Genomic DNA, 17702 nt, shown 5'->3' on the forward strand with positions numbered 1-17702 from the left:
CTGGGATGCTCTGATGACCGCCCTCGCCTCCACGACGGCGGCCATCATGGTGGGGGCCGCCCTGCTGGAGGCCCTGCTGCCCTGGCCCGCACGCTTTCGACCCGGCGCAGCCGTGCCTCTGCTCACCCGCCTCGGCCAGAAGGTCTATCGCCCCGACGGCACACCGCGCCAGCAGAGCCAGGCCGGGCTCCTTGCCCTGCTGGTGGTCTGGGTGCCCTGCGCAGCCGGTCTCTGGGCGGTGCGCAATCTCTCCCTGTCCGAGCCCCTGTTCGACCTCCTGTTCCTGCTGCTGATGCTCGAATCAAGGCCCCTGCGTGAACTCGCCCAGGCGAACCAGTCCCTGGCGACCCAGGAGACGCTGGTCGTGGCGAGGCTGCAGGTCGCCCCCTGGCTCAAGCGGGAAACCGGCAAGCTCTCGGTGATGGGGTTGAACAAGGCGGTGAGCGAGACCTGCGTACTGCGCCTCGTGGGTCAGTGGGCCGCCCCCCTGCTGGGCTTCGCCCTGGCCGGGGTACAGGGTGCCCTGCTGGTGCGGCTCGCCCAGTTGACCCATCTGGCGTGGAACCCTAAGCAGAACGCGTTCGTCCACTTCGGCCGCCCGGCTGCGGCGCTCTATCAGGGTTTCTGCGCCCCCGCCATCCTGCTGCTGGCGCTTCCCCTGTGCCTGACCCAGGTGCGCGGGCTGGGCAACAGAGTGCGGCCTGCGCTGCATTGGCCCCATCCCGCCATGGGGGTCCTGCTCGCGCTGCTGGCCCGGGCGACGGGCAGCCGACTCGGCGGCCCCCGCTACTATCAGGGCCAGCTGGTGCGCTTTCCGGTATTTGATGAGGGGCGCGAACCCGATGCCAACCTGCCCCTGCGCCTGCTGCAGCGTCTGCAACTGACCGGCTGGGGCTGGCTCGGGCTCTCGCTGCTCCTGACATGGATGGCGCTCAATCATGGCTGATCGCGTTTCCCTTCGTGCCCTGGGCCTGTTTGTCTGCCTGCTGGGCACCTCACTGTGCGCCATGGCCACCCCGCCGCAGCGCATCGTGAGCCTCACTCCCCATCTGACGGAACTGCTGTTCGATATCGGCGCCGGGGATCGCGTGGTCGCCACCGACGATGCCTCCGATTACCCCGCCGAGGTGACCAACCTCCCCCGGGTGGCCAACTATCGCAGCATCAACCTCGAGGCGCTGCTGGCCCAGAAGCCGGATCTGGTAGTGGCCTGGCGCTCCGCCCAGGCACGCATGCTGGGCCCGGTCGAGCGCCTCGGCATTCCCGTCTTCTACTCGGAGCCCACCGACTTTGCCTCCCTGGCCACCGAGATGCGCAGCCTGGGGCACCTTCTCGGGCTCACGCCCAGAGCCGACGAGCAAGCCCGCGCCTATCTGACCCGGCTCGACGCCCTGGCGGCGCGCTACGGCGAGCCCAAGCCCCTGTCTGTCTTCTATCAGCTCTGGTACCCGCCGCTCACCAGCGTCAATAATTCGACCTGGCCGGGGCAGGCCATCACCCTCTGCGGCGGACGCAACATCATGGCGACGACGGGAGCAGCCTACCCCCAGGTCGGGCTGGAGCAGGTGATCAAGGCCAATCCCGGGCTCATCCTGGCTGGCGGCCGGGATCCTTCCGTGCTGGATCACTGGCGGCAGTGGCCCATGCTGGACGCCGTCAAACACCAACGGCTCGCCCTCATCAACGCCGATGAACTGCATCGCTTCACCCCCCGCGCCCTCAACGCGGTGGAGCAGATATGCGAGGCGATCGCCGGGACCAGCACGCCAACTCCTTGATGGCGCCTGCGTCACGGCGATGCTCTCTCCCATATCGCGGGTTATGGCATAAAATATGCTTTTAAATCTAATAGACACTCACTTCATAACGGGACCATGACATGTTCAACGGCAAAACGATCCTGATCACCGGGGGAACCGGCTCCTTTGGCAAGAAGTTCATCGAGGCAGTCCTCTCCCTCTACACGCCAAGCCGATTGATCGTCTACTCCCGTGATGAACTCAAGCAGTTCGAGATGCAGCAGCGTTTCAATCACCCCTGCATGCGCTATTTCATCGGTGACGTACGGGATGCCGAGCGCCTGGACATGGCCATGCACGGCGTGGACTTCGTGGTTCATGCCGCCGCCCTCAAGCAGGTGCCTGCCGCCGAATACAACCCCATGGAGTGCATCAAGACCAACATCCATGGTGCGGAAAACGTCATCAAGGCGGCCCTCAACAACGGGGTCGAGAAGGTGATCGCCCTCTCCACCGACAAGGCGGCCAATCCGGTCAACCTGTATGGCGCCACCAAACTCTGTTCCGACAAGCTGTTCGTCGCCGCCAATAATATGGCGGGCAAGCACCCCACCATTTTCTCCGTGGTACGTTATGGCAACGTGGTCGGCTCCCGGGGCTCTGTGGTGCCCTTCTTCGATCGCCTGATCAAGGAAGGGGCCAGCAGCCTCCCCATTACCCATGCCGAGATGACCCGTTTCTGGCTCACCCTGCAACAGGGGGTCGAGTTCGTGCTGACCAACTTTGCCCGCATGAAAGGGGGGGAAGTGTTCGTTCCGAAGATCCCGTCGGTACGCATCACGGATCTCGCCAGCGCCATGGCGCCGGACTTGCCCCAGGAGATCATCGGTATCCGTCCGGGCGAGAAGTTGCACGAGGTGATGTGTCCGGCTGACGACTCCTACCACACCTATGAATTTGACGACTATTACGTCATCGCTCCCAGCATCACCTTCACCAGCCGAAACAATGACTTCGCCGTCAATGCCCTGGGTGACACCGCGGTGCGGGTCGAGCACGGCTTTGAATACAATTCCCTCAATAATCGCCACTTCCTGTCGATAGAGGAATTGAAAGTCATGAATCAGCAGGTGCTCGCCGAATGATCCCCTATGGACGCCAATCCATCACAGATGAAGATATCGAAGCCGTCGTCGCCGTGTTGAAGTCGGACTACCTCACCCAGGGTGAGGCGGTCCCCGCCTTCGAACAGGGATTGGCCGACTACTGCCAGGCTCCCCACGTGATCGCCTGCAGCAACGGCACCACGGCCCTGCACCTTGCCTGCGCCGCGCTGGCGCTCGGCGAACAGGATTGGGTCTGGGTCTCCGCCATCAGTTTCGTCGCCTCAGCCAACTGTGCCCGCTATTGCGGCGCCCAGGTGGATTTCGTCGACGTGGACTCCGCAACCGGCAACCTCTGCGTGACGGCGCTGCGCGAGAAGCTGCAACGGGTTCAGGGCAGCGCTCGTCAGCCGAAGGCCCTGGTCGCCGTGCATCTCGCGGGCCAGCCCTGCGATCTCGCCGAGATAGGCGCCCTGTGCCGAGAATATGGTGTGTCCCTCATCGAAGATGCCTGCCATGCCCTGGGAGCCCGTTATCAGGGAGAGCCCATCGGCAGTTGTGCCCACAGCGACATGACCGTCTTCAGCTTCCATCCGGTCAAGCCCATCACGACCGGGGAAGGGGGCGCCGTCACGACTCGCAGTGCCGAGCTGGCCGCGAGGCTTCGTCTCTATCGCAGCCATGGCATCACCCGGGATCCGGCGCAGTTGACCGTCGACACTCCGGGGGGCTGGTACTACGAGCAGCAGGTACTCGGCTTCAACTATCGCCTGACCGACATCCAGGCGGCGCTGGGAAGCAGCCAGCTCGCCCGCCTGCCGCAGTTCATTGACAGGCGCCGGTTGTTGGCTGCCCGCTACGACGAGCTACTGACCCGACTGCCGGTCGAGCCCTTGCACCAGGGGCATGACAGACTCAGTGGCTACCACCTCTATGTGATCCGGGTGCAAGACCGGGATGAGGTGTTTGCCCGCCTGAGAGACGCCGGTATCGGCGTCAACGTGCACTACATGCCCATTCCGGCCCAACCCTATTACCGTGAGCTCGGCCACGACCCCGCCAACTATCCCGGTGCCCAGGCCTATTATCGACAAGCCATCAGCCTCCCCCTGTTCCCCGGCCTCTCCCTGGCCGAGCAGGATCAGGTCGTTCAGACTCTGGAGTCGGTGCTATGCGCCTAGCACTGGGTACGGTCCAGTTCGGGCTCGATTACGGCATCAGCAACCGCACAGGCGAAGTGCAGGATCAGGAGCTCGACGCCATTCTGGCCCTGGCCCGCAAGCTGGGGATGGATACCCTGGATACGGCCCAGGCCTACGGTAAGGCAGAGGAGAGGCTCGGGCACCACCACAGCGCCGACTTTCAACTGATAGACAAGCTGGCGCCGGGCATCCAGGCCGCAGACGTCGCCATCTCGGTGGAAGGCAGCCTGCAACGCCTGGCGCGCGCCAGGCTGGATGGCTTGCTGCTGCACCGCAGCCAGGATGCCAGCCCCGCCCTGTTCGAGCAGCTGGCAGAGCTGCAGCATCAGGGCAAGGTGGGCAAGGTGGGCGTCTCCGTCTATGCCCCCGAAGAGCTGGCACAGTGGCTGGATCAGGGTTATCCCCTGGAGCTGGTGCAGCTCCCCGCCAACCTGCTCGATCAGCGTTTCCTGCGCTCGGGCTGGCTCGACAGGCTGCAGGCCGCTGGCTGTGAGATCCATGTGCGATCCCTGTTCCTGCAAGGCCTGCTGCTGATGCAGCCGGATCTTCGTCCCGCTTATTTTGAGGCCTTCCGTGAACCGCTGGCGCGGCTGGATGGGTGGCGCCCCCATCTCTCCTCCCTCTACAAAGCGCTCTCCCTGATCCCGGCCCTGCCCCAGGTCAGCCGCTTCGTGGTAGGGGTCTGTCATGCCCACGAGTTGGCAGCCATCGCATCAGCCCATGCCCATCTGTCCCCCTGCCATGACGACGAACTGGCCACCCTCGCTTGCAGCGAACCGGCCCTCATCAACCCTGCCTTGTGGAGAGCATCATGATCCTCGGGATCCTCCAGGCCAGAGCCAACTCCAGCCGACTGCCGGGCAAGGTGCTCAAGCCCCTGCTCGGTGTGCCCATGCTCGCCCGCCAGATAGAGCGGCTCCAACGCTCGACCAGGCTGGATCAACTGGTGGTCGCCACCAGCGACCAGGCCGGGGATGAGGCCATCGCGGCCCTTTGCACCGAGCTGGGCGTCCCCTGTTTTCGCGGCCCGCTGGACGACGTGCTGCAGCGCTTCCATCTGGCCGCCCAACCCTTCAGCCCCAGCCAGATCGTGCGGCTCACCGGGGATTGCCCCCTCGCGGATCCCGCTCTCATCGACGAACTTATCGAGCTGCATCTGACCGGCGGCTACGACTACAGCAGCAACTGCTGGGATCCCAGCTACCCTGATGGGCTGGACGCCGAGATCCTGAGCGCCGCCACCCTCGACCTGCTGGCCGGGTGCGCCCACACCCCAACCCAGCGCGAGCACGTGACTTACTACATCCGCCAGCACGAGGCGCAGTTCAAGATAGGCAAGCTGGTGCGCCAGCCGAGCCTGGCCCATCTGCGCTGGACGGTGGACGAGCCCGCCGACTTCGCCCTGGTCGAGCAAATCTATCAGCGGCTCTACCCGTCAAAACCGGCCTTTGCCACCGACGACATTCTCGCCCTGCTGGCGCGTGAGCCGCAGTTGGCGACCCTGAATACCCAACATCAACGCAATGAGGGGCTGGCAAGCTCGCTGGCCAAGGAGAACCACTCATGACCTCACGGTATCAGCATTCACTGACCCTCTCCGCCCGGGCCGGGCAGAGCATTCCCTTGGGTTCCCAGACCTTCTCCAAGAGCCGCCTCTGCTTCCCCTATGGTGCGGCGCCCCTCTTCATCGAACGTGGCCAGGGCGCCAGGGTCTGGGACGTGGATGGCAACGAGTATCTGGACTTTGCCAGCGGCCTGCTGGCCATCAGCCTGGGTTACTGCGACCCCGAGGTGAATCAGGCGGTGCTGGAACAGCTCAATCTGGGCTCCATTTTCTCACTGCCCCACCGCCTGGAAACCGAGGTGGCGGAGCAGCTGATCGAGCTCATCCCTTGCGCCGAGATGGTCCGCTTTGGCAAGAACGGCACCGATGCCACCTCCGCCTGCATCCGCCTCTCCCGCGCCGTGACCGGACGGGAGCGGGTCGCCGTCTGCGGCTATCACGGCTGGCAGGACTGGTACATCGGCTCCACCACCCGCCATCTGGGAGTGCCCGAATGCGTGCGCGAGCTCACCCATCGCTTCGACTACAACGATCTGGCCTCTCTCAAGGCGCAGCTCGAGGCCCATCCCGGCGAATTTGCCGCCGTGATCCTGGAACCCATGAACGTCGTCTGGCCCGCTCCGGACTTCCTGCCCGGTCTGCGTCAATTGTGCGATGATCACGGCGCCCTGCTCATCTTCGACGAGACCATCACAGGTTTTCGCTTCCATCTGGGCGGCGCCCAGACCCTGTTTGGCGTCACGCCGGATCTGGCCGCCTTCGGCAAGGGCATGGCCAACGGCTTCCCCATCTCCGCCGTGGTGGGCCGCCGTCAGTACATGCGCCGCATGGAGGACATCTTCTTCTCCGGCACCTTCGGCGGCGATGCCATCGCCCTCGCGGCGGCCAACGCCGTCATCAAGAAGATGCGCCGGCTCGATGTGCCAGCACGGCTGGCCGAGCGAGGCCAGCAACTGCAGAGCGGGCTCGATGCCCTGCTCCAGCAGTTGAACGCCCCAAGCTGGTTGCAGAGCGCCGGTCATCCGAGCTGGAGCTTCCTGCTCATCGGCGACTCCCCCAACCACTCCAGCTGGCTGCTCAAGAGCTATTTCATCCAGGAGCTATGCAAGCGGGGCATCCTCAGCCTCGGCAGTCACAACCTGAACCTTGCCCACGGCGAAGAGGATGTCCAGACCCTCTTGGCCGTCTACGCCGAGGTCCTACCGGCGCTTATCCGCCTGGACGCGGACAAGGCCGTCCATCAGGCTCTGGACGGCGAACCCATCCAGCCGGTATTCAAGGTGCGCTGAGTGCTGCCACTGTGGATTTTCAGTGAAGGGGACAAGGCCCGGGGTCTCGGTCACCTCAGCCGCTGCGGCGCCTATGCGCAGGCCTGGCGACAACAGGGGGGCCAGGTCCACTGGGTGATAGAGGGCGATGAACTTGCGCAAGCCATGCTCAGGGGGGAATCCGTCAGCTGGGGCAACTGGCAGCAGCAGCGTATCTCCCCGCAGCGGGCGGTCGCCATTGTCGACTCCTATTCGGCCACTCTGGAGACCCTGCAGAGCATATCGGCAGGCTTTGCACGGGTACTGTACCTCGATGACACCGAACGGCTGGACTACCCCCAGGGGCTGGTGATCCACGCCTGCCCCGGCGCCCCGGGCACCCCATCCGGCTCCGCCACCTGGCGGTGGGGACCGGGCTGGCAGCCCCTGCGCCCCCCGTTCTGGTCCGTGCCTCCTCGCACTCAAGTCTCCGAGCGCATCGAGCGCATCCTGATCATCATGGGGGGAACCGACATCCGCGACCTGACGCCGAGTCTGGTGACCTTACTGCACCAGCACGCCCCGGATGCCGAGTTGCACGTCGTCAACCGGGAACCGGATCCCCGCCTGTGGGGATGCCGGCAGTATCACAACCTCGACGCAACCCAGATGGCGGATCTCATGTGTCACTGCGATCTGGCCATCAGCGCAGCCGGGCAAGCGGCCTATGAGCTCGCCCGCTGTGGCTTGCCCGGCATGCTGATCGGCGTCGCCGACAACCAGGCCAACCAGCTGGCGGGCTGGTGCGGCCCTGATGCCTTTCTCTCTGGGGAATGGTGGCATGATCCGGCCTTGCTCTCCCACCTGGAACAGGGGCTGTCCAGGCTGTCGGCATCGGACGAGCGCGCCAGACGGACGCACAGATTGCAGGCACTCATGGCTGGCAACGGCACCCTGGAGGCACTCGCATGGCTCAACCAGGCCTAGTGCTGCAGCAGAGCTTCAATCTCGCCGGGATCCACCTCATCCCCTTCGCCATGCTGGACGAACAGCAAGTGATCACCGTCTGGCAGATGCGAAACCACCCGGAGGTCGCTCGCTGGATGAACACAGGGGGTGACATCACTCTGGCTGCGCACCGTGCCTTCATGGCACGTCAGTCTCAGGACACTCGCAACGTCAACTATCTCTGCCAGGACGACAAGGGGCCTGCCGGCGTCATCTCCCTGCATAGGCTGGACTGGCACAACCGCCTGGGCTGGCTCGGGATCTATCGCAATCCCTTTCGCCCCGACAAGGGGCTGGGCGCCCGCCTGCTGGCCACCGTCAACCGGCTCGCCTTCGAGGTCGCCCAGCTGCACACCCTCAAGCTCGAGGTGGCGGCAGACAATGAAAGAGCCATCCAGGCTTATCTACGCGCCGGCTTTCGCCATGAAGGCGCCTGGCGAGAGGCCGTCAGCCGCCCCCAGACAACCAATTATGTCGATCTCATGCTCATGGGGATCACTGAACAGGAGTGGAAACATCCATGACCCAAGCCATGGCTAGCGTCATCAATCCGAATCGATGCTTCATCATTGCCGAGCTGTCGGCCAATCACGGCCACGACCTGGCAACGGCCCTCGCGACAGTGCGCGCGGCCAAAGCGTGCGGGGCCGATGCCATCAAGATCCAGACCTATACGGCCGACACCATCACCCTTGACTGCGACAATGAGTACTTCCAGATCAATCAGGGCACTCTCTGGGATGGCACCACCCTGCACAAGCTCTATCAAGAGGCATACACACCCTGGGAGTGGCATGCCGCCATCCAGGCGGAAGCACACAAGGAGGGGATCATCTTCTTCTCCACTCCCTTCGACCCCAGTGCCGTCGATTTTCTGGAGGCTCTCGACGTCCCTCTCTACAAGATCGCCTCGTTTGAAATCACCGACATTCCTCTGATTGAGTACACCGCCAGCAAGGGCAAGCCGATGATCATCTCGACCGGCATCGCCACCCTGGCCGATATCGATGCCGCCGTACAGGCCTGCCGCCGCGTGGGCAATCACGACATCACATTGCTCAAGTGCACCTCTTCCTACCCCGCCCCAGTGGAAGAAGCCAACCTGCTTACTATCCCCAATATGAGGCAGACGTTTGGTGTCCAGGTGGGATTGTCCGACCACACCCTGGGAGAGGCGGTCGCCATGGCTGCCGCCGCCCTGGGCGCCCGCGTGATAGAGAAGCATTTCATCCTGGACCGCACCTTGGGTGGGCCGGATGCCTCCTTCTCCATGACACCGGATGAATTCGCTCATATGGTCGAGGGAGTACGACAAGTTGAGGCCGCTCTGGGAGAGGTCAGCTACCAACTCAACGACAAGACGATGCGCAACCGGCGCTTCGCTCGCTCCCTCTTCGTCTGTGAGGACATGAAGGCGGGGGATGCCTTCACGTCCCGCAATGTCCGTTCCGTCCGGCCGGCCGATGGTTTGCCCCCGGTTCACCTTCCCTCCCTGCTGGGTCGCCGTGCCAGCCAGGATATTCAGGCCGGTACGCCCCTGGCCTGGTCATTGGTTTCCTAAACGGTCGAGGAGCTCAGCATGGATCAGAAGAACGTCTTCATGTCCCGGGAAGGGAACGAGTGGTACGAACGCAACAAGAGCGCCATCCTAGGCAAGACCCTGGAGCGCGATCCCATCTTCAAGGCACTGGCGTATCTGGGCAGCAAACCCGCCAGGATCCTGGAGATAGGTTGCGCCAACGGCTGGCGGCTGGCGCAGCTGGCCGAGCATTACGGCGCACGCTGCTATGGGGTGGATCCCTCGGCCAGTGCCATCCAGGATGGGCTCTCCCGGTACCCTGGATTGCACCTCACGGTCGGGACGGCCGACAACCTGCCCGAGATGGAACCCGTCGACCTCATCATCTTCGGCTTCTGCCTCTATCTGTGCGATCCCCAGGATCTGTTCAAGATTGCCGCAGGCAGCGATGCGCTGCTGGCCGACCAGGGACTCATGACCATACTGGATTTCAATCCGCCGGCCGGACACTATCGCAACGACTATCAGCATCACGCCAGTCTCTTCAGCTACAAGATGAACTACGGCGATCTGTTTGCCTGGCATCCGGGTTACCACCGTCTGTTCGAGCATGTGCAGCATCACGACGGCAGCACCGAACTCGAGCCGGATGCGCTGATCTCGGTGCAGATCCTGCGCAAAGATGCGAGGCTGCTCGCGGCGCAGAACCCCTATCCCGCAAGATAAAAAATACCGACCCAAGGGTCGGTATTTTCGTCTCTCCCCAAGTGCAGGGGCACAGGCTCAGCTGTTCACGGTTTTCTTTCTGAACAGCGCCATCACTTCGTTATCCACCATGTCGACGCTGTCGAGCGCCCTGGGATACATCTCCCTCGCCTTGGCCAAAAACTCTAGCCAGATCTCAATGGCGGGCTTCATCAGGGCAAGAGCCTCCCCTTCCTTTTCGGTTGAATAAAGAATGGAACTTAACAGGGTAAATATATAATTCATCGAGCCTATCATAAACTGAGCTATATGCATTTGCTTAGTTTTGGCTATCTGACTAAGATAACCAAAATGTTGCAGCATCAGCTGATTAATCTCATTCCTAGATGAAAAATTTAGCTGCCACTCATCAACCATTTTATCGATAAAATTATTGAAAAATTCAACATCTAGCAAAGGATAAAAGTCTTGCTTTGATAACGCTAGTGGAGCACAGAGTCTATTGCTGATGTCATCGAGGATGGCTGCCTTATCGATGGGTTGGAATAAACCCACCTCGCTGCTTGGAAAAGGTCTTGCTCCCTTAATTTTGGCTCCATCACTACAATTAAAGCATTGTACTTCTCTATTAGTAGACAATACATACTCGATGATGTGTCGGGATGTATCAAACATGGCATTGCTTATAATAACGCCAGAGAAATTTGCCTCACGTTGCCACTGATCATCGCCATACATTATCTTGCCTAAGATTTCGGCACTCTGCTCATTATTATAATATGAACTTAACTTTGAGTGATGATTACCTTTCTCTTTATAACCATTATCCAAACCAAACAAGTAAACACTCTTAAAACCAAGATAAATTGGTGTAGCGACACCTATATTACCCACCAATGGATTAACTACTCCCAGAGCAGTAAATAATCTCGACTCCGGAAAATGGTGATGACACAACATGACTCCTGGTTCACCACTTTTGAACAACAGTGCTGAACGTTTAAATAAAGTTGAACAATTCGGATGAATCACATCTGTGCTCAAGAAAAAAATATCTTGCAGATATTCAGGGTCATTCAGGTTAACCAAGAAATCATAGACGATTTTGGTGCGTTCAGTTTCAACATGAATATCCGGCTTTATTCCAACTTTATGCAAAGCTGATATTGCACTGCCACAGGATATTAAGATGGCCCGGTCTTTATTAGCCGCAATGACATCGATGGAATCATCCAGAGAGGGACCATTGGCAATTATAAATACAGGCACTCGTTGATACTCATACGCAACCTTGTGAGCATGCTTTAAAAAAGGCACGCCACGTTCAATATTCTCCACGGTATGGGAAAGTGCGATAAGGTTGTCATCGAAGAATCCCCATCCCATAATCAGTCGATAATACTCCTGTTGGAGGATATTCATCAGGCTTTTTATTTTATCATTCTGATATCCCCACATGACAAAGGCATTGGCAATCAGAAAGGAGCCTCGGCTTTGTACTGCCGCAGAAAAATCATTCAAGATTGTCTGCTCATCCTGCCCTAGCAGGATATGTATTCCCAAATTTTCCTGATGCAAATAGCTCAGCAGCGGTGCCCAGTCAAAACAGAATAGTGATGCATAGAAAAGATCCAGATCCGGCTCAAACAGAAACAGGGTACCAATCTTGCAACGTTCATAGATATAGCCAAGGTGATAACCCAGGCCCACACCAAGGATCAAAGCGCTCGGTACTTCATTCGGCACCTGACTTAAGACACCAGCCTCCTGAGAAATATCTCCCAGATAGGTATTGAGCTTATTTAGATACTCCACATGTATAAAGCCGAGCGGATTGGTCTCCTGGCTAAATGAACATCTGGATAGCCCTCCCTTTTTTATGGATTCCATTACTAGCGTTTCACAGATGAGATAGGGTTCGGCGCCATAGACTGCGACATCATCATCGAGCCAAGCCAGATTAGGCTGACCATTCTCGTTGCAGAAAAACCGAAATGGACGGGCGGGTTGATAGTGCTCATACATATCGGCGATATGGGGAATGTACTGGCGAAACGCCGCCATATTCTGTTCAAATCGCAGCGGCAAAGCCACCGCCATGGCCGCTTCCTGCTCCGCCTGCTGCCGAAGCCGCAGCGCTTCCTGCTCCGCTTTTATCAGGGCCGCATCAATATTGCCTGGCATCAGAACTCCTTGCTGTTCACGCGATAGGCCTGCCCGGCCTTGTTGGCTCTACCGACCAGAGTCAAGCGTTCGAAAATGGCGTGATGGTGGCTGGCGGCCAGGGCCTGCATTCTCTCTTCCTGAATGGACAATCTGCCAGCCAGCGCCACCGCGGCCGACCGTTGCGACGGCTCCCGGCCAACCAGTTGCATCAGGCTCTCTATCAATGCCAGCCGCTCATCCATACACTGCAACGCCTCGTCATATTGCTGCTGTTGCAACAGCCCCTCCACCAGACGGGCATTCTCATTCAGTGCCTCTTCGAGGGCGGCGAGGGTGGCGCTCACAGCTCGCCCAACTGTTGTCTCATCTGGAATCCTTGCTGCTTTTCTGACTCCGGCAGTTGATCCCAACCGGACTTGATGGTCAGCATCAGTGTCATGACTTCTTCAAGGGGCGCGACATCACGGGTCAGGCTGGCGTCCCAGACACGTTCGTCCATATAGGCGTAGAGCCCATACAGGTCTTCAGCCATGGCGCCCTGGCTCATGTCCAGCGCATCCTGCAGACCGTGCAGCAACCCCTGGGCCTTGGAGACGGCGATGGATTTGGCCTCCATGTCGTTGCGCTCTATGGCTCCCTTGGCTTGCGCCAGACGCTCCAGGCAGCCCTGCATCATCAGCTGGATGACGCGATGAGGATCCGCCGTGGCCAGATCGGCGGCAAGGTTGCCCGCCGTATATGCTTTGATATTGCGTTTGTACATGTTTGAATTCTCTCGATCTATCAAGAGTTTTGATAATTCGTCTGCAAGGTCGCCAGTGCCGAGGCTGAGCTGTTCATCTTGACCAGCAGGGCATCCAGGCTGCCGTATTGAGCACGCAATGCCGCTTCATATTTCGCCAGTTGAGCATTGGCCGTCGCCGTCTTCTGGGTCAGCGCACGCAAATCCGAGTTCAGGACATCTTCCCGCTGTGCCAGCATGCCGCCACTCTTGGTGTACTCTTTCAGGCCGGTATTCAAGGTGGCCGCCAGCCCCTTTTCCTCGCCAAAGAGCGCCACCACCTGATCGAAGTTCTTGTCGACCGCCTCACCGAACTTGGTCTTGTCCAGCGACAACTTGCCCTTGTTGTCCATCTTGATGCCGACTTCGAAGATGGTGGAATAGGTGCTGCTGTTCTGGGAAGGGCTGACCAGCAGATTGCTCATGAACGCGCTGATGGCACGGGTAGTGGAATCCCCCGCCAGGGCACCGCCATCGTCCTGCTTGACGCCGCCCACGAAGCTGTTGCGCTTGCCCAGACCATTCATCTTGTCCTGCAGGGTGTTGTAGCCATCCACGAACTGCTGGACAAGATCCTGAATGGATGTCTTGTCGGTGGTGATGTCCACCCTGTTGGCCTTGAGATCTCCGACACTGTCCTTGTCCGACACCCGCAACACGGTCACCTTGAGATCCTGAATGGAGTCGTCAAAGGTGTTGGTGTCGCTCTTGAGGACATTGCCATCCACGTTGATCTCGGCACTGCTGGCCGCCCGGGTCTGGCTCATGACACCGCCGCCGGCCTCGAAAATGGCGAGTTCGGCGGTATTCCCGGTGATGGTCAGATCCTTGCCATCTCCCGAGATGCCGGAGTCGATCACCAGCTTGGCCTTGCCATCCGCCGTGTTGACGATGTTGGCACTGAGGCCGAAGTTGTCACCATTGCTGTTGATGCTCTTGCGAATGTCTTGCAGGGTATCGCCCGCTTTCACATCCACCTTGAAGGTCTTGTCGCCGGCCTGGAAAGTCAGTTGTCCATCCTGAGTGACCAGTGAGGTAGTGGAACTATCGAAAATCCCTTCCTGACGACTCGTTTCCGCCAACTTATTGACGATGATGTTGTATTGCCCATTGGAGGCACCAGACTTGCTCTCCACCTTCAGCACAGGGTCATCCTTGCTCTGGGTGATGTTGATGGCGCGCTTGTTGAATGCGCCAGGTGCACTCAGTTTGTCGAGAATGTCGGTAAAGGCAGAGATGGAGGACTTCAGCTGACCGATGCCAGACAAGGTGATCTGGGTGCTGTTCTGCTTGGTAATGATCGGCTGTTGCAGCTGGGCTTTTTTCGCTGACACACTCGCCGAAATCACGCTCTCAAGATCGAGCCCAGACCCCGCCCCCGCAGAGGTAATTGCCATCACGTCCTCCTGTCTATCGACTTAAAAAAAGGGTTACACCTGACCATCGAACAGCAGCCCTGAGAGGCTGGATACCGTGTTTCCCGATTGTTCCATGGACTGCAACCTCTTGCTAATCAAGAGCATCTCTTCGCTCGGGATCTGGCGGATCACCTGTTTGGTCTCCGCGTCTATCACCTTGATCACAGGCTGATCGAATTCTGGGATCAGGCTGAAATTGATCGTCCACCCTTTCATTTTGCTCAGGTTGTCCAATCTTTCTTGCAATTCTTGGGCCTGTTTTTCTATATCAGCCCTGTCGATACGCGGCTCTGCTGCCCTGATGTGTGTCAGCGGCGCCTGCGATACCTGGGCTGTCGACTCGACGCCTTTCTGCTCGACCACATCATGTCCACCCGAAACGGAGGGAGAAACAGGCATGGCGGCCTGGGGGCCGCCATGTTGAGTGAGCGTCGAAGTAACAGAGGGCATAGCTATCGATTCATTGGCCATCTGCTGCTCCTCATATCAATGATATTGACGGTGTGGCCAGCTTAGCCCAGTAGTTGCAGAGCGGACTGCGGGCGCTGGTTGGCCTGCGCCAGGATACTGGACGCCGCCTGCTGCAGGATGTTCTGCTTGGTCATGTTTGCAGTCTCGGTCGCGAAGTCCGCATCACGGATACGGGAGCGGGCGGCACTGACGTTCTCGGAGATGTTCGCCTGGTTGCGGATGGTGGAATCCAGACGGTTTTGCACCGCACCCAGTTCGGCACGCTTCCCATCCACCACTTTCAGCATGGAATCAGTAGCAAGCAATACATCTTGAGCTTTGGCCTGGGTGCTGATACTGATACCACCAGCAGTACTACCGCTAGTGAAAATAGTATTGACAGCAATGGCAGCAGTACCAGCCGCAGTCGCCGCCGCCGCAATACCAGAAATACTGAAACCATCGGTCTGATTCAGGTTAAAACTAATGGTCTGGTTGGCGTCGGCCCCCACCTGGAAAGAGCCAGAATAAGTGCCATCGAGCAGCTTGGTGCCGGCGAAGGTGGTGTCCTTGGAGATACGGTTAATCTCAGAACCCAGTTGATCCATCTCTTTTTGCAGCGCATCGCGATCAGAGTCAGAGTTGGAGCCGTTGGCAGATTGCTGCGCCAAAGTACGCATCCGCTGCAGCATGGAGGTCATCTCATCCATGGCCCCTTCTGCGGTCTGTGCCAGGGAGATGCCGTCGTTGGCGTTGCGGTTGCCCTGGTCCAGGCCGTTGATCTGGGAAGTCAGACGGTTGGAGATCTGCAGCCCCGCAGCATCGTCCTTGGCGCTGTTGATACGCAAGCCGGACGCCAGGCGGGTATAAGAGGTATCCATTGATTTGCTAGTATTCATCAAGTTGCGCTGAGCGTTCAATGATGAAGTGTTGGTATTGATATACATAGCCATAAAGAATTTCTCCTGATGAACAAGAAACTGCGGGCTCTGCTTGCGTCAGTGCAGCCAGTATCCCACCGTTCAGACGGACAGATTGAACGATCTGTGCCATCTGGCGGGCCCTCTGTTTGAACGGACATAGGACCCGCAGTTGCGCAAATGTTGGATTTCCGAACACCCCTCAATTTGCTTCACACTCTGTAACGGCAGCCTCATGGGAAGCTTTAGGAAATTTATTGCCGCCTTCACCAACAAAGAGGCAAGCACTGTCCGCCCAGGTGGGAGCGACAAGAGGAGGCGGCATCGTGGAGTCCTCCATCTCATTAGCGGTGCTATCGTGCGTATTCCCCTAGGATGCAGAATGCATTGGCACAGCTTATGCTTATTGTTATGCGCCGCCGATTTTTCGGCGCACATAAAAAAGGCCGACAATGTCGGCCAAAGAAGAGCTTACGCTCAGGAGAACAACCTCGAGGATGACAGAGTGAACGATCTGCGCAACACTCGAGGGGTAATACCAATAAAAGAACTTCTCTTTCGATAGGACAAGGCGTAAATCCGAACACCCCATTGTTCCATCTTGTTTACCAGGGCGGCCTGAACACCCGCCCTTTTCTTTTTCTCGGCTTCAGGGCCCTTAGTTCTGCAGTAGGGAGAGTGCAGACTGCGGGCGCTGGTTGGCCTGCGCCAGGATGCTGGACGCCGCCTGCTGCAGGATATTCTGCTTGGTCATGTTCGCAGTCTCGGTCGCGAAGTCCGCATCACGGATACGGGAGCGGGCGGCACTGACGTTCTCGGAGATGTTCGCCTGGTTGCGGATGGTGGAATCCAGACGGTTTTGCACCGCACCCAGTTCGGCACGCTTCCCATCCACCACTTTCAGCATGGAATCAGTAGCAAGCAATACATCTTGAGCTTTGGCCTGGGTGCTGATACTGATACCACCAGCAGTACTACCGCTAGTGAAAATAGTATTGACAGCAATAGCAGCAGTACCAGCCGCAGTCGCCGCCGCCGCAATACCAGAAATACTGAAACCATCGGTCTGATTCAGGTTAAAACTAATGGTCTGGTTGGCGTCGGCCCCCACCTGGAAGGAGCCGGTAAAAGTGCCATCGAGCAGCTTGGTACCTGCGAAGGTAGTGGCGGTAGAGATACGATTGATCTCGGCACCCAGTTGATCCATCTCTTTTTGCAGCGCATCGCGATCAGAATCGGAGTTGGATCCGTTTGCGGATTGTTGCGCCAGGGTACGCATGCGCTGCAGCATGCCGGTCACTTCGTCCATGGCCCCTTCTGCGGTCTGTGCCAGGGAGATGCCGTCGTTGGCGTTGCGGTTGCCCTGGTCCAGACCGTTGATCTGGGAGGTCAGACGGTTGGAGATCTGCAGACCCGCCGCATCGTCCTTGGCGCTGTTGATGCGCAGGCCGGAGGCCAGACGGGTGTAAGAGGTGTCCAGGGATTTGGTGCTGTTCATCATGTTACGCTGGGCGTTGAGCGATGAAACGTTGGTATTGATATACAGACTCATGATTTTTCTCCTAAGCTATTAAAATTTAACTTTAATTCACTCAGGCTTTATTTTGTTTTGTGCCTGATATGTTTAGTTAACGGCGTCTTTTAGTGATACTTTAATTTCTTTTTTCTGCCTTTATGGCAGTAATTGCCGCCTAACCTATATATCGGCCTCTATTCCCCACTCTTGAGAAAAAAATCGGAGTTTTTTGCCATGGTGCGCTGCACACCCACGAGCAGAGGCCCGGGCCCCGCACCAGACATGGCGTTGTGGTCACTCTCCACCCTTTTCCCAGAAACCGGCGCTGGCTCCCACTTTTGCACTCCCGCATTGCTCATCCCCA

18 protein-coding genes are annotated in these 17702 nt (G+C 58.7%); 11 read left to right on the plus strand and 7 right to left on the minus strand.

Translation table 11 applies throughout. The annotated features are described in order from the left end of the window. The first annotated feature begins 13 nt into the window (after positions 1 to 13). The 11 genes from ACPW74_RS11795 (at position 14) to ACPW74_RS11845 (ending at position 10108) form a co-directional block, all read left to right on the plus strand. Positions 14 to 946 (plus strand): cobalamin biosynthesis protein CobD/CbiB, encoded by a 933-nt coding sequence (locus ACPW74_RS11795; RefSeq protein ID WP_049636150.1) that lies wholly within the window; start codon positions 14 to 16, stop codon positions 944 to 946. Further along, positions 939 to 1778, plus strand: a complete 840-nt coding sequence (locus tag ACPW74_RS11800; RefSeq protein ID WP_049636136.1) for a cobalamin-binding protein — start codon at positions 939 to 941, stop codon at positions 1776 to 1778. The genes ACPW74_RS11795 and ACPW74_RS11800 overlap by 8 nt, the downstream gene beginning before the upstream one ends. Positions 1779 to 1879: 101 nt before the next feature. Further along, on the plus strand, positions 1880 to 2884 hold the full coding sequence (pseB, locus tag ACPW74_RS11805) for a UDP-N-acetylglucosamine 4,6-dehydratase (inverting) (RefSeq protein WP_010674303.1): 1005 nt from the start codon (positions 1880 to 1882) through the stop codon (positions 2882 to 2884). Next, the gene (pseC, locus tag ACPW74_RS11810; protein WP_049636137.1) at positions 2881 to 4023 is read left to right on the plus strand and encodes a UDP-4-amino-4,6-dideoxy-N-acetyl-beta-L-altrosamine transaminase; all 1143 of its coding nucleotides are present in this window, start codon (positions 2881 to 2883) and stop codon (positions 4021 to 4023) included. The genes pseB and pseC overlap by 4 nt, the downstream gene beginning before the upstream one ends. Continuing rightward, positions 4014 to 4859, plus strand: coding sequence for an aldo/keto reductase (locus tag ACPW74_RS11815; protein ID WP_049636138.1), 846 nt, complete (start codon positions 4014 to 4016; stop codon positions 4857 to 4859). The genes pseC and ACPW74_RS11815 overlap by 10 nt, the downstream gene beginning before the upstream one ends. Next, the gene (locus tag ACPW74_RS11820) at positions 4856 to 5611 is read left to right on the plus strand and encodes a cytidylyltransferase domain-containing protein (RefSeq protein WP_049636139.1); all 756 of its coding nucleotides are present in this window, start codon (positions 4856 to 4858) and stop codon (positions 5609 to 5611) included. The genes ACPW74_RS11815 and ACPW74_RS11820 overlap by 4 nt, the downstream gene beginning before the upstream one ends. After that, on the plus strand, positions 5608 to 6897 hold the full coding sequence (locus tag ACPW74_RS11825) for an aminotransferase class III-fold pyridoxal phosphate-dependent enzyme (protein WP_049636140.1): 1290 nt from the start codon (positions 5608 to 5610) through the stop codon (positions 6895 to 6897). The genes ACPW74_RS11820 and ACPW74_RS11825 overlap by 4 nt, the downstream gene beginning before the upstream one ends. Continuing rightward, on the plus strand, positions 6898 to 7842 hold the full coding sequence (locus tag ACPW74_RS11830) for a hypothetical protein (protein WP_049636141.1): 945 nt from the start codon (positions 6898 to 6900) through the stop codon (positions 7840 to 7842). Continuing rightward, positions 7824 to 8387 (plus strand): UDP-4-amino-4,6-dideoxy-N-acetyl-beta-L-altrosamine N-acetyltransferase, encoded by a 564-nt coding sequence (gene pseH / locus ACPW74_RS11835; protein WP_049636142.1) that lies wholly within the window; start codon positions 7824 to 7826, stop codon positions 8385 to 8387. Before ACPW74_RS11830 ends, pseH begins: the two co-directional genes overlap by 19 nt. Beyond that, a complete protein-coding gene (gene pseI, locus ACPW74_RS11840; RefSeq protein ID WP_049636143.1) occupies positions 8384 to 9424 on the plus strand; it encodes a pseudaminic acid synthase in 1041 nt (346 codons plus the stop codon). Before pseH ends, pseI begins: the two co-directional genes overlap by 4 nt. Before the next feature lie 18 nt (positions 9425 to 9442). Next, positions 9443 to 10108: a class I SAM-dependent methyltransferase gene (locus tag ACPW74_RS11845; protein ID WP_049636144.1), complete on the plus strand. Its 666-nt coding sequence runs from the start codon at positions 9443 to 9445 to the stop codon at positions 10106 to 10108. 57 nt (positions 10109 to 10165) lie between these two features. On the opposite strand, the gene ACPW74_RS11850 is transcribed toward ACPW74_RS11845, so the two are convergent. The 7 genes from ACPW74_RS11850 to ACPW74_RS11880 form a co-directional block, all read right to left on the minus strand. Beyond that, on the minus strand, positions 10166 to 12271 hold the full coding sequence (locus ACPW74_RS11850; protein ID WP_049636145.1) for a motility associated factor glycosyltransferase family protein: 2106 nt from the start codon (positions 12269 to 12271) through the stop codon (positions 10166 to 10168). Then, on the minus strand, positions 12271 to 12597 hold the full coding sequence (locus ACPW74_RS11855; RefSeq protein ID WP_049636146.1) for a hypothetical protein: 327 nt from the start codon (positions 12595 to 12597) through the stop codon (positions 12271 to 12273). The genes ACPW74_RS11850 and ACPW74_RS11855 overlap by 1 nt, the downstream gene beginning before the upstream one ends. After that, positions 12594 to 13016 (minus strand): flagellar export chaperone FliS, encoded by a 423-nt coding sequence (fliS, locus tag ACPW74_RS11860; RefSeq protein ID WP_049636147.1) that lies wholly within the window; start codon positions 13014 to 13016, stop codon positions 12594 to 12596. Before fliS ends, ACPW74_RS11855 begins: the two co-directional genes overlap by 4 nt. Positions 13017 to 13036: 20 nt before the next feature. Further along, positions 13037 to 14431, minus strand: a complete 1395-nt coding sequence (gene fliD, locus ACPW74_RS11865; RefSeq protein ID WP_049636148.1) for a flagellar filament capping protein FliD — start codon at positions 14429 to 14431, stop codon at positions 13037 to 13039. Between the two features lie 33 nt (positions 14432 to 14464). Beyond that, positions 14465 to 14923 carry a flagellar protein FlaG gene (locus ACPW74_RS11870; RefSeq protein WP_223929950.1) on the minus strand — a complete coding sequence of 153 codons (459 nt, stop codon included), beginning with the start codon at positions 14921 to 14923 and terminating at the stop codon, positions 14465 to 14467. A gap of 41 nt (positions 14924 to 14964) precedes the next feature. Further along, complete coding sequence (locus tag ACPW74_RS11875) at positions 14965 to 15855, minus strand: flagellin (protein ID WP_069784663.1); 891 nt, start codon at positions 15853 to 15855, stop codon at positions 14965 to 14967. A gap of 625 nt (positions 15856 to 16480) precedes the next feature. After that, complete coding sequence (locus tag ACPW74_RS11880) at positions 16481 to 17374, minus strand: flagellin (RefSeq protein ID WP_069784664.1); 894 nt, start codon at positions 17372 to 17374, stop codon at positions 16481 to 16483. Positions 17375 to 17702 lie beyond the last annotated feature (328 nt).

Source organism: Aeromonas sp. INTO2 (assembly GCF_049860605.1).
Taxonomy (GTDB): Bacteria; Pseudomonadota; Gammaproteobacteria; order Enterobacterales; family Aeromonadaceae; genus Aeromonas; species Aeromonas caviae.

What these genes read in the sequence shown, in the direction of transcription:
- ACPW74_RS11875 (WP_069784663.1), bottom strand. Translation starts at nt 15,855, where the DNA reads ATGGCTATGTATATCAATACCAACACTTCATCATTGAACGCTCAGCGC.
- pseH (WP_049636142.1), top strand. Translation starts at nt 7,824, where the DNA reads ATGGCTCAACCAGGCCTAGTGCTGCAGCAGAGCTTCAATCTCGCCGGG.
- ACPW74_RS11795 (WP_049636150.1), top strand. Translation starts at nt 14, where the DNA reads ATGACCGCCCTCGCCTCCACGACGGCGGCCATCATGGTGGGGGCCGCC.
- pseB (WP_010674303.1), top strand. Translation starts at nt 1,880, where the DNA reads ATGTTCAACGGCAAAACGATCCTGATCACCGGGGGAACCGGCTCCTTT.
- ACPW74_RS11825 (WP_049636140.1), top strand. Translation starts at nt 5,608, where the DNA reads ATGACCTCACGGTATCAGCATTCACTGACCCTCTCCGCCCGGGCCGGG.
- pseI (WP_049636143.1), top strand. Translation starts at nt 8,384, where the DNA reads ATGACCCAAGCCATGGCTAGCGTCATCAATCCGAATCGATGCTTCATC.
- pseC (WP_049636137.1), top strand. Translation starts at nt 2,881, where the DNA reads ATGATCCCCTATGGACGCCAATCCATCACAGATGAAGATATCGAAGCC.
- ACPW74_RS11850 (WP_049636145.1), bottom strand. Translation starts at nt 12,271, where the DNA reads ATGCCAGGCAATATTGATGCGGCCCTGATAAAAGCGGAGCAGGAAGCG.
- ACPW74_RS11820 (WP_049636139.1), top strand. Translation starts at nt 4,856, where the DNA reads ATGATCCTCGGGATCCTCCAGGCCAGAGCCAACTCCAGCCGACTGCCG.
- fliD (WP_049636148.1), bottom strand. Translation starts at nt 14,431, where the DNA reads ATGGCAATTACCTCTGCGGGGGCGGGGTCTGGGCTCGATCTTGAGAGC.
- ACPW74_RS11800 (WP_049636136.1), top strand. Translation starts at nt 939, where the DNA reads ATGGCTGATCGCGTTTCCCTTCGTGCCCTGGGCCTGTTTGTCTGCCTG.
- ACPW74_RS11815 (WP_049636138.1), top strand. Translation starts at nt 4,014, where the DNA reads ATGCGCCTAGCACTGGGTACGGTCCAGTTCGGGCTCGATTACGGCATC.
- fliS (WP_049636147.1), bottom strand. Translation starts at nt 13,016, where the DNA reads ATGTACAAACGCAATATCAAAGCATATACGGCGGGCAACCTTGCCGCC.
- ACPW74_RS11845 (WP_049636144.1), top strand. Translation starts at nt 9,443, where the DNA reads ATGGATCAGAAGAACGTCTTCATGTCCCGGGAAGGGAACGAGTGGTAC.
- ACPW74_RS11870 (WP_223929950.1), bottom strand. Translation starts at nt 14,923, where the DNA reads ATGGCCAATGAATCGATAGCTATGCCCTCTGTTACTTCGACGCTCACT.
- ACPW74_RS11880 (WP_069784664.1), bottom strand. Translation starts at nt 17,374, where the DNA reads ATGAGTCTGTATATCAATACCAACGTTTCATCGCTCAACGCCCAGCGT.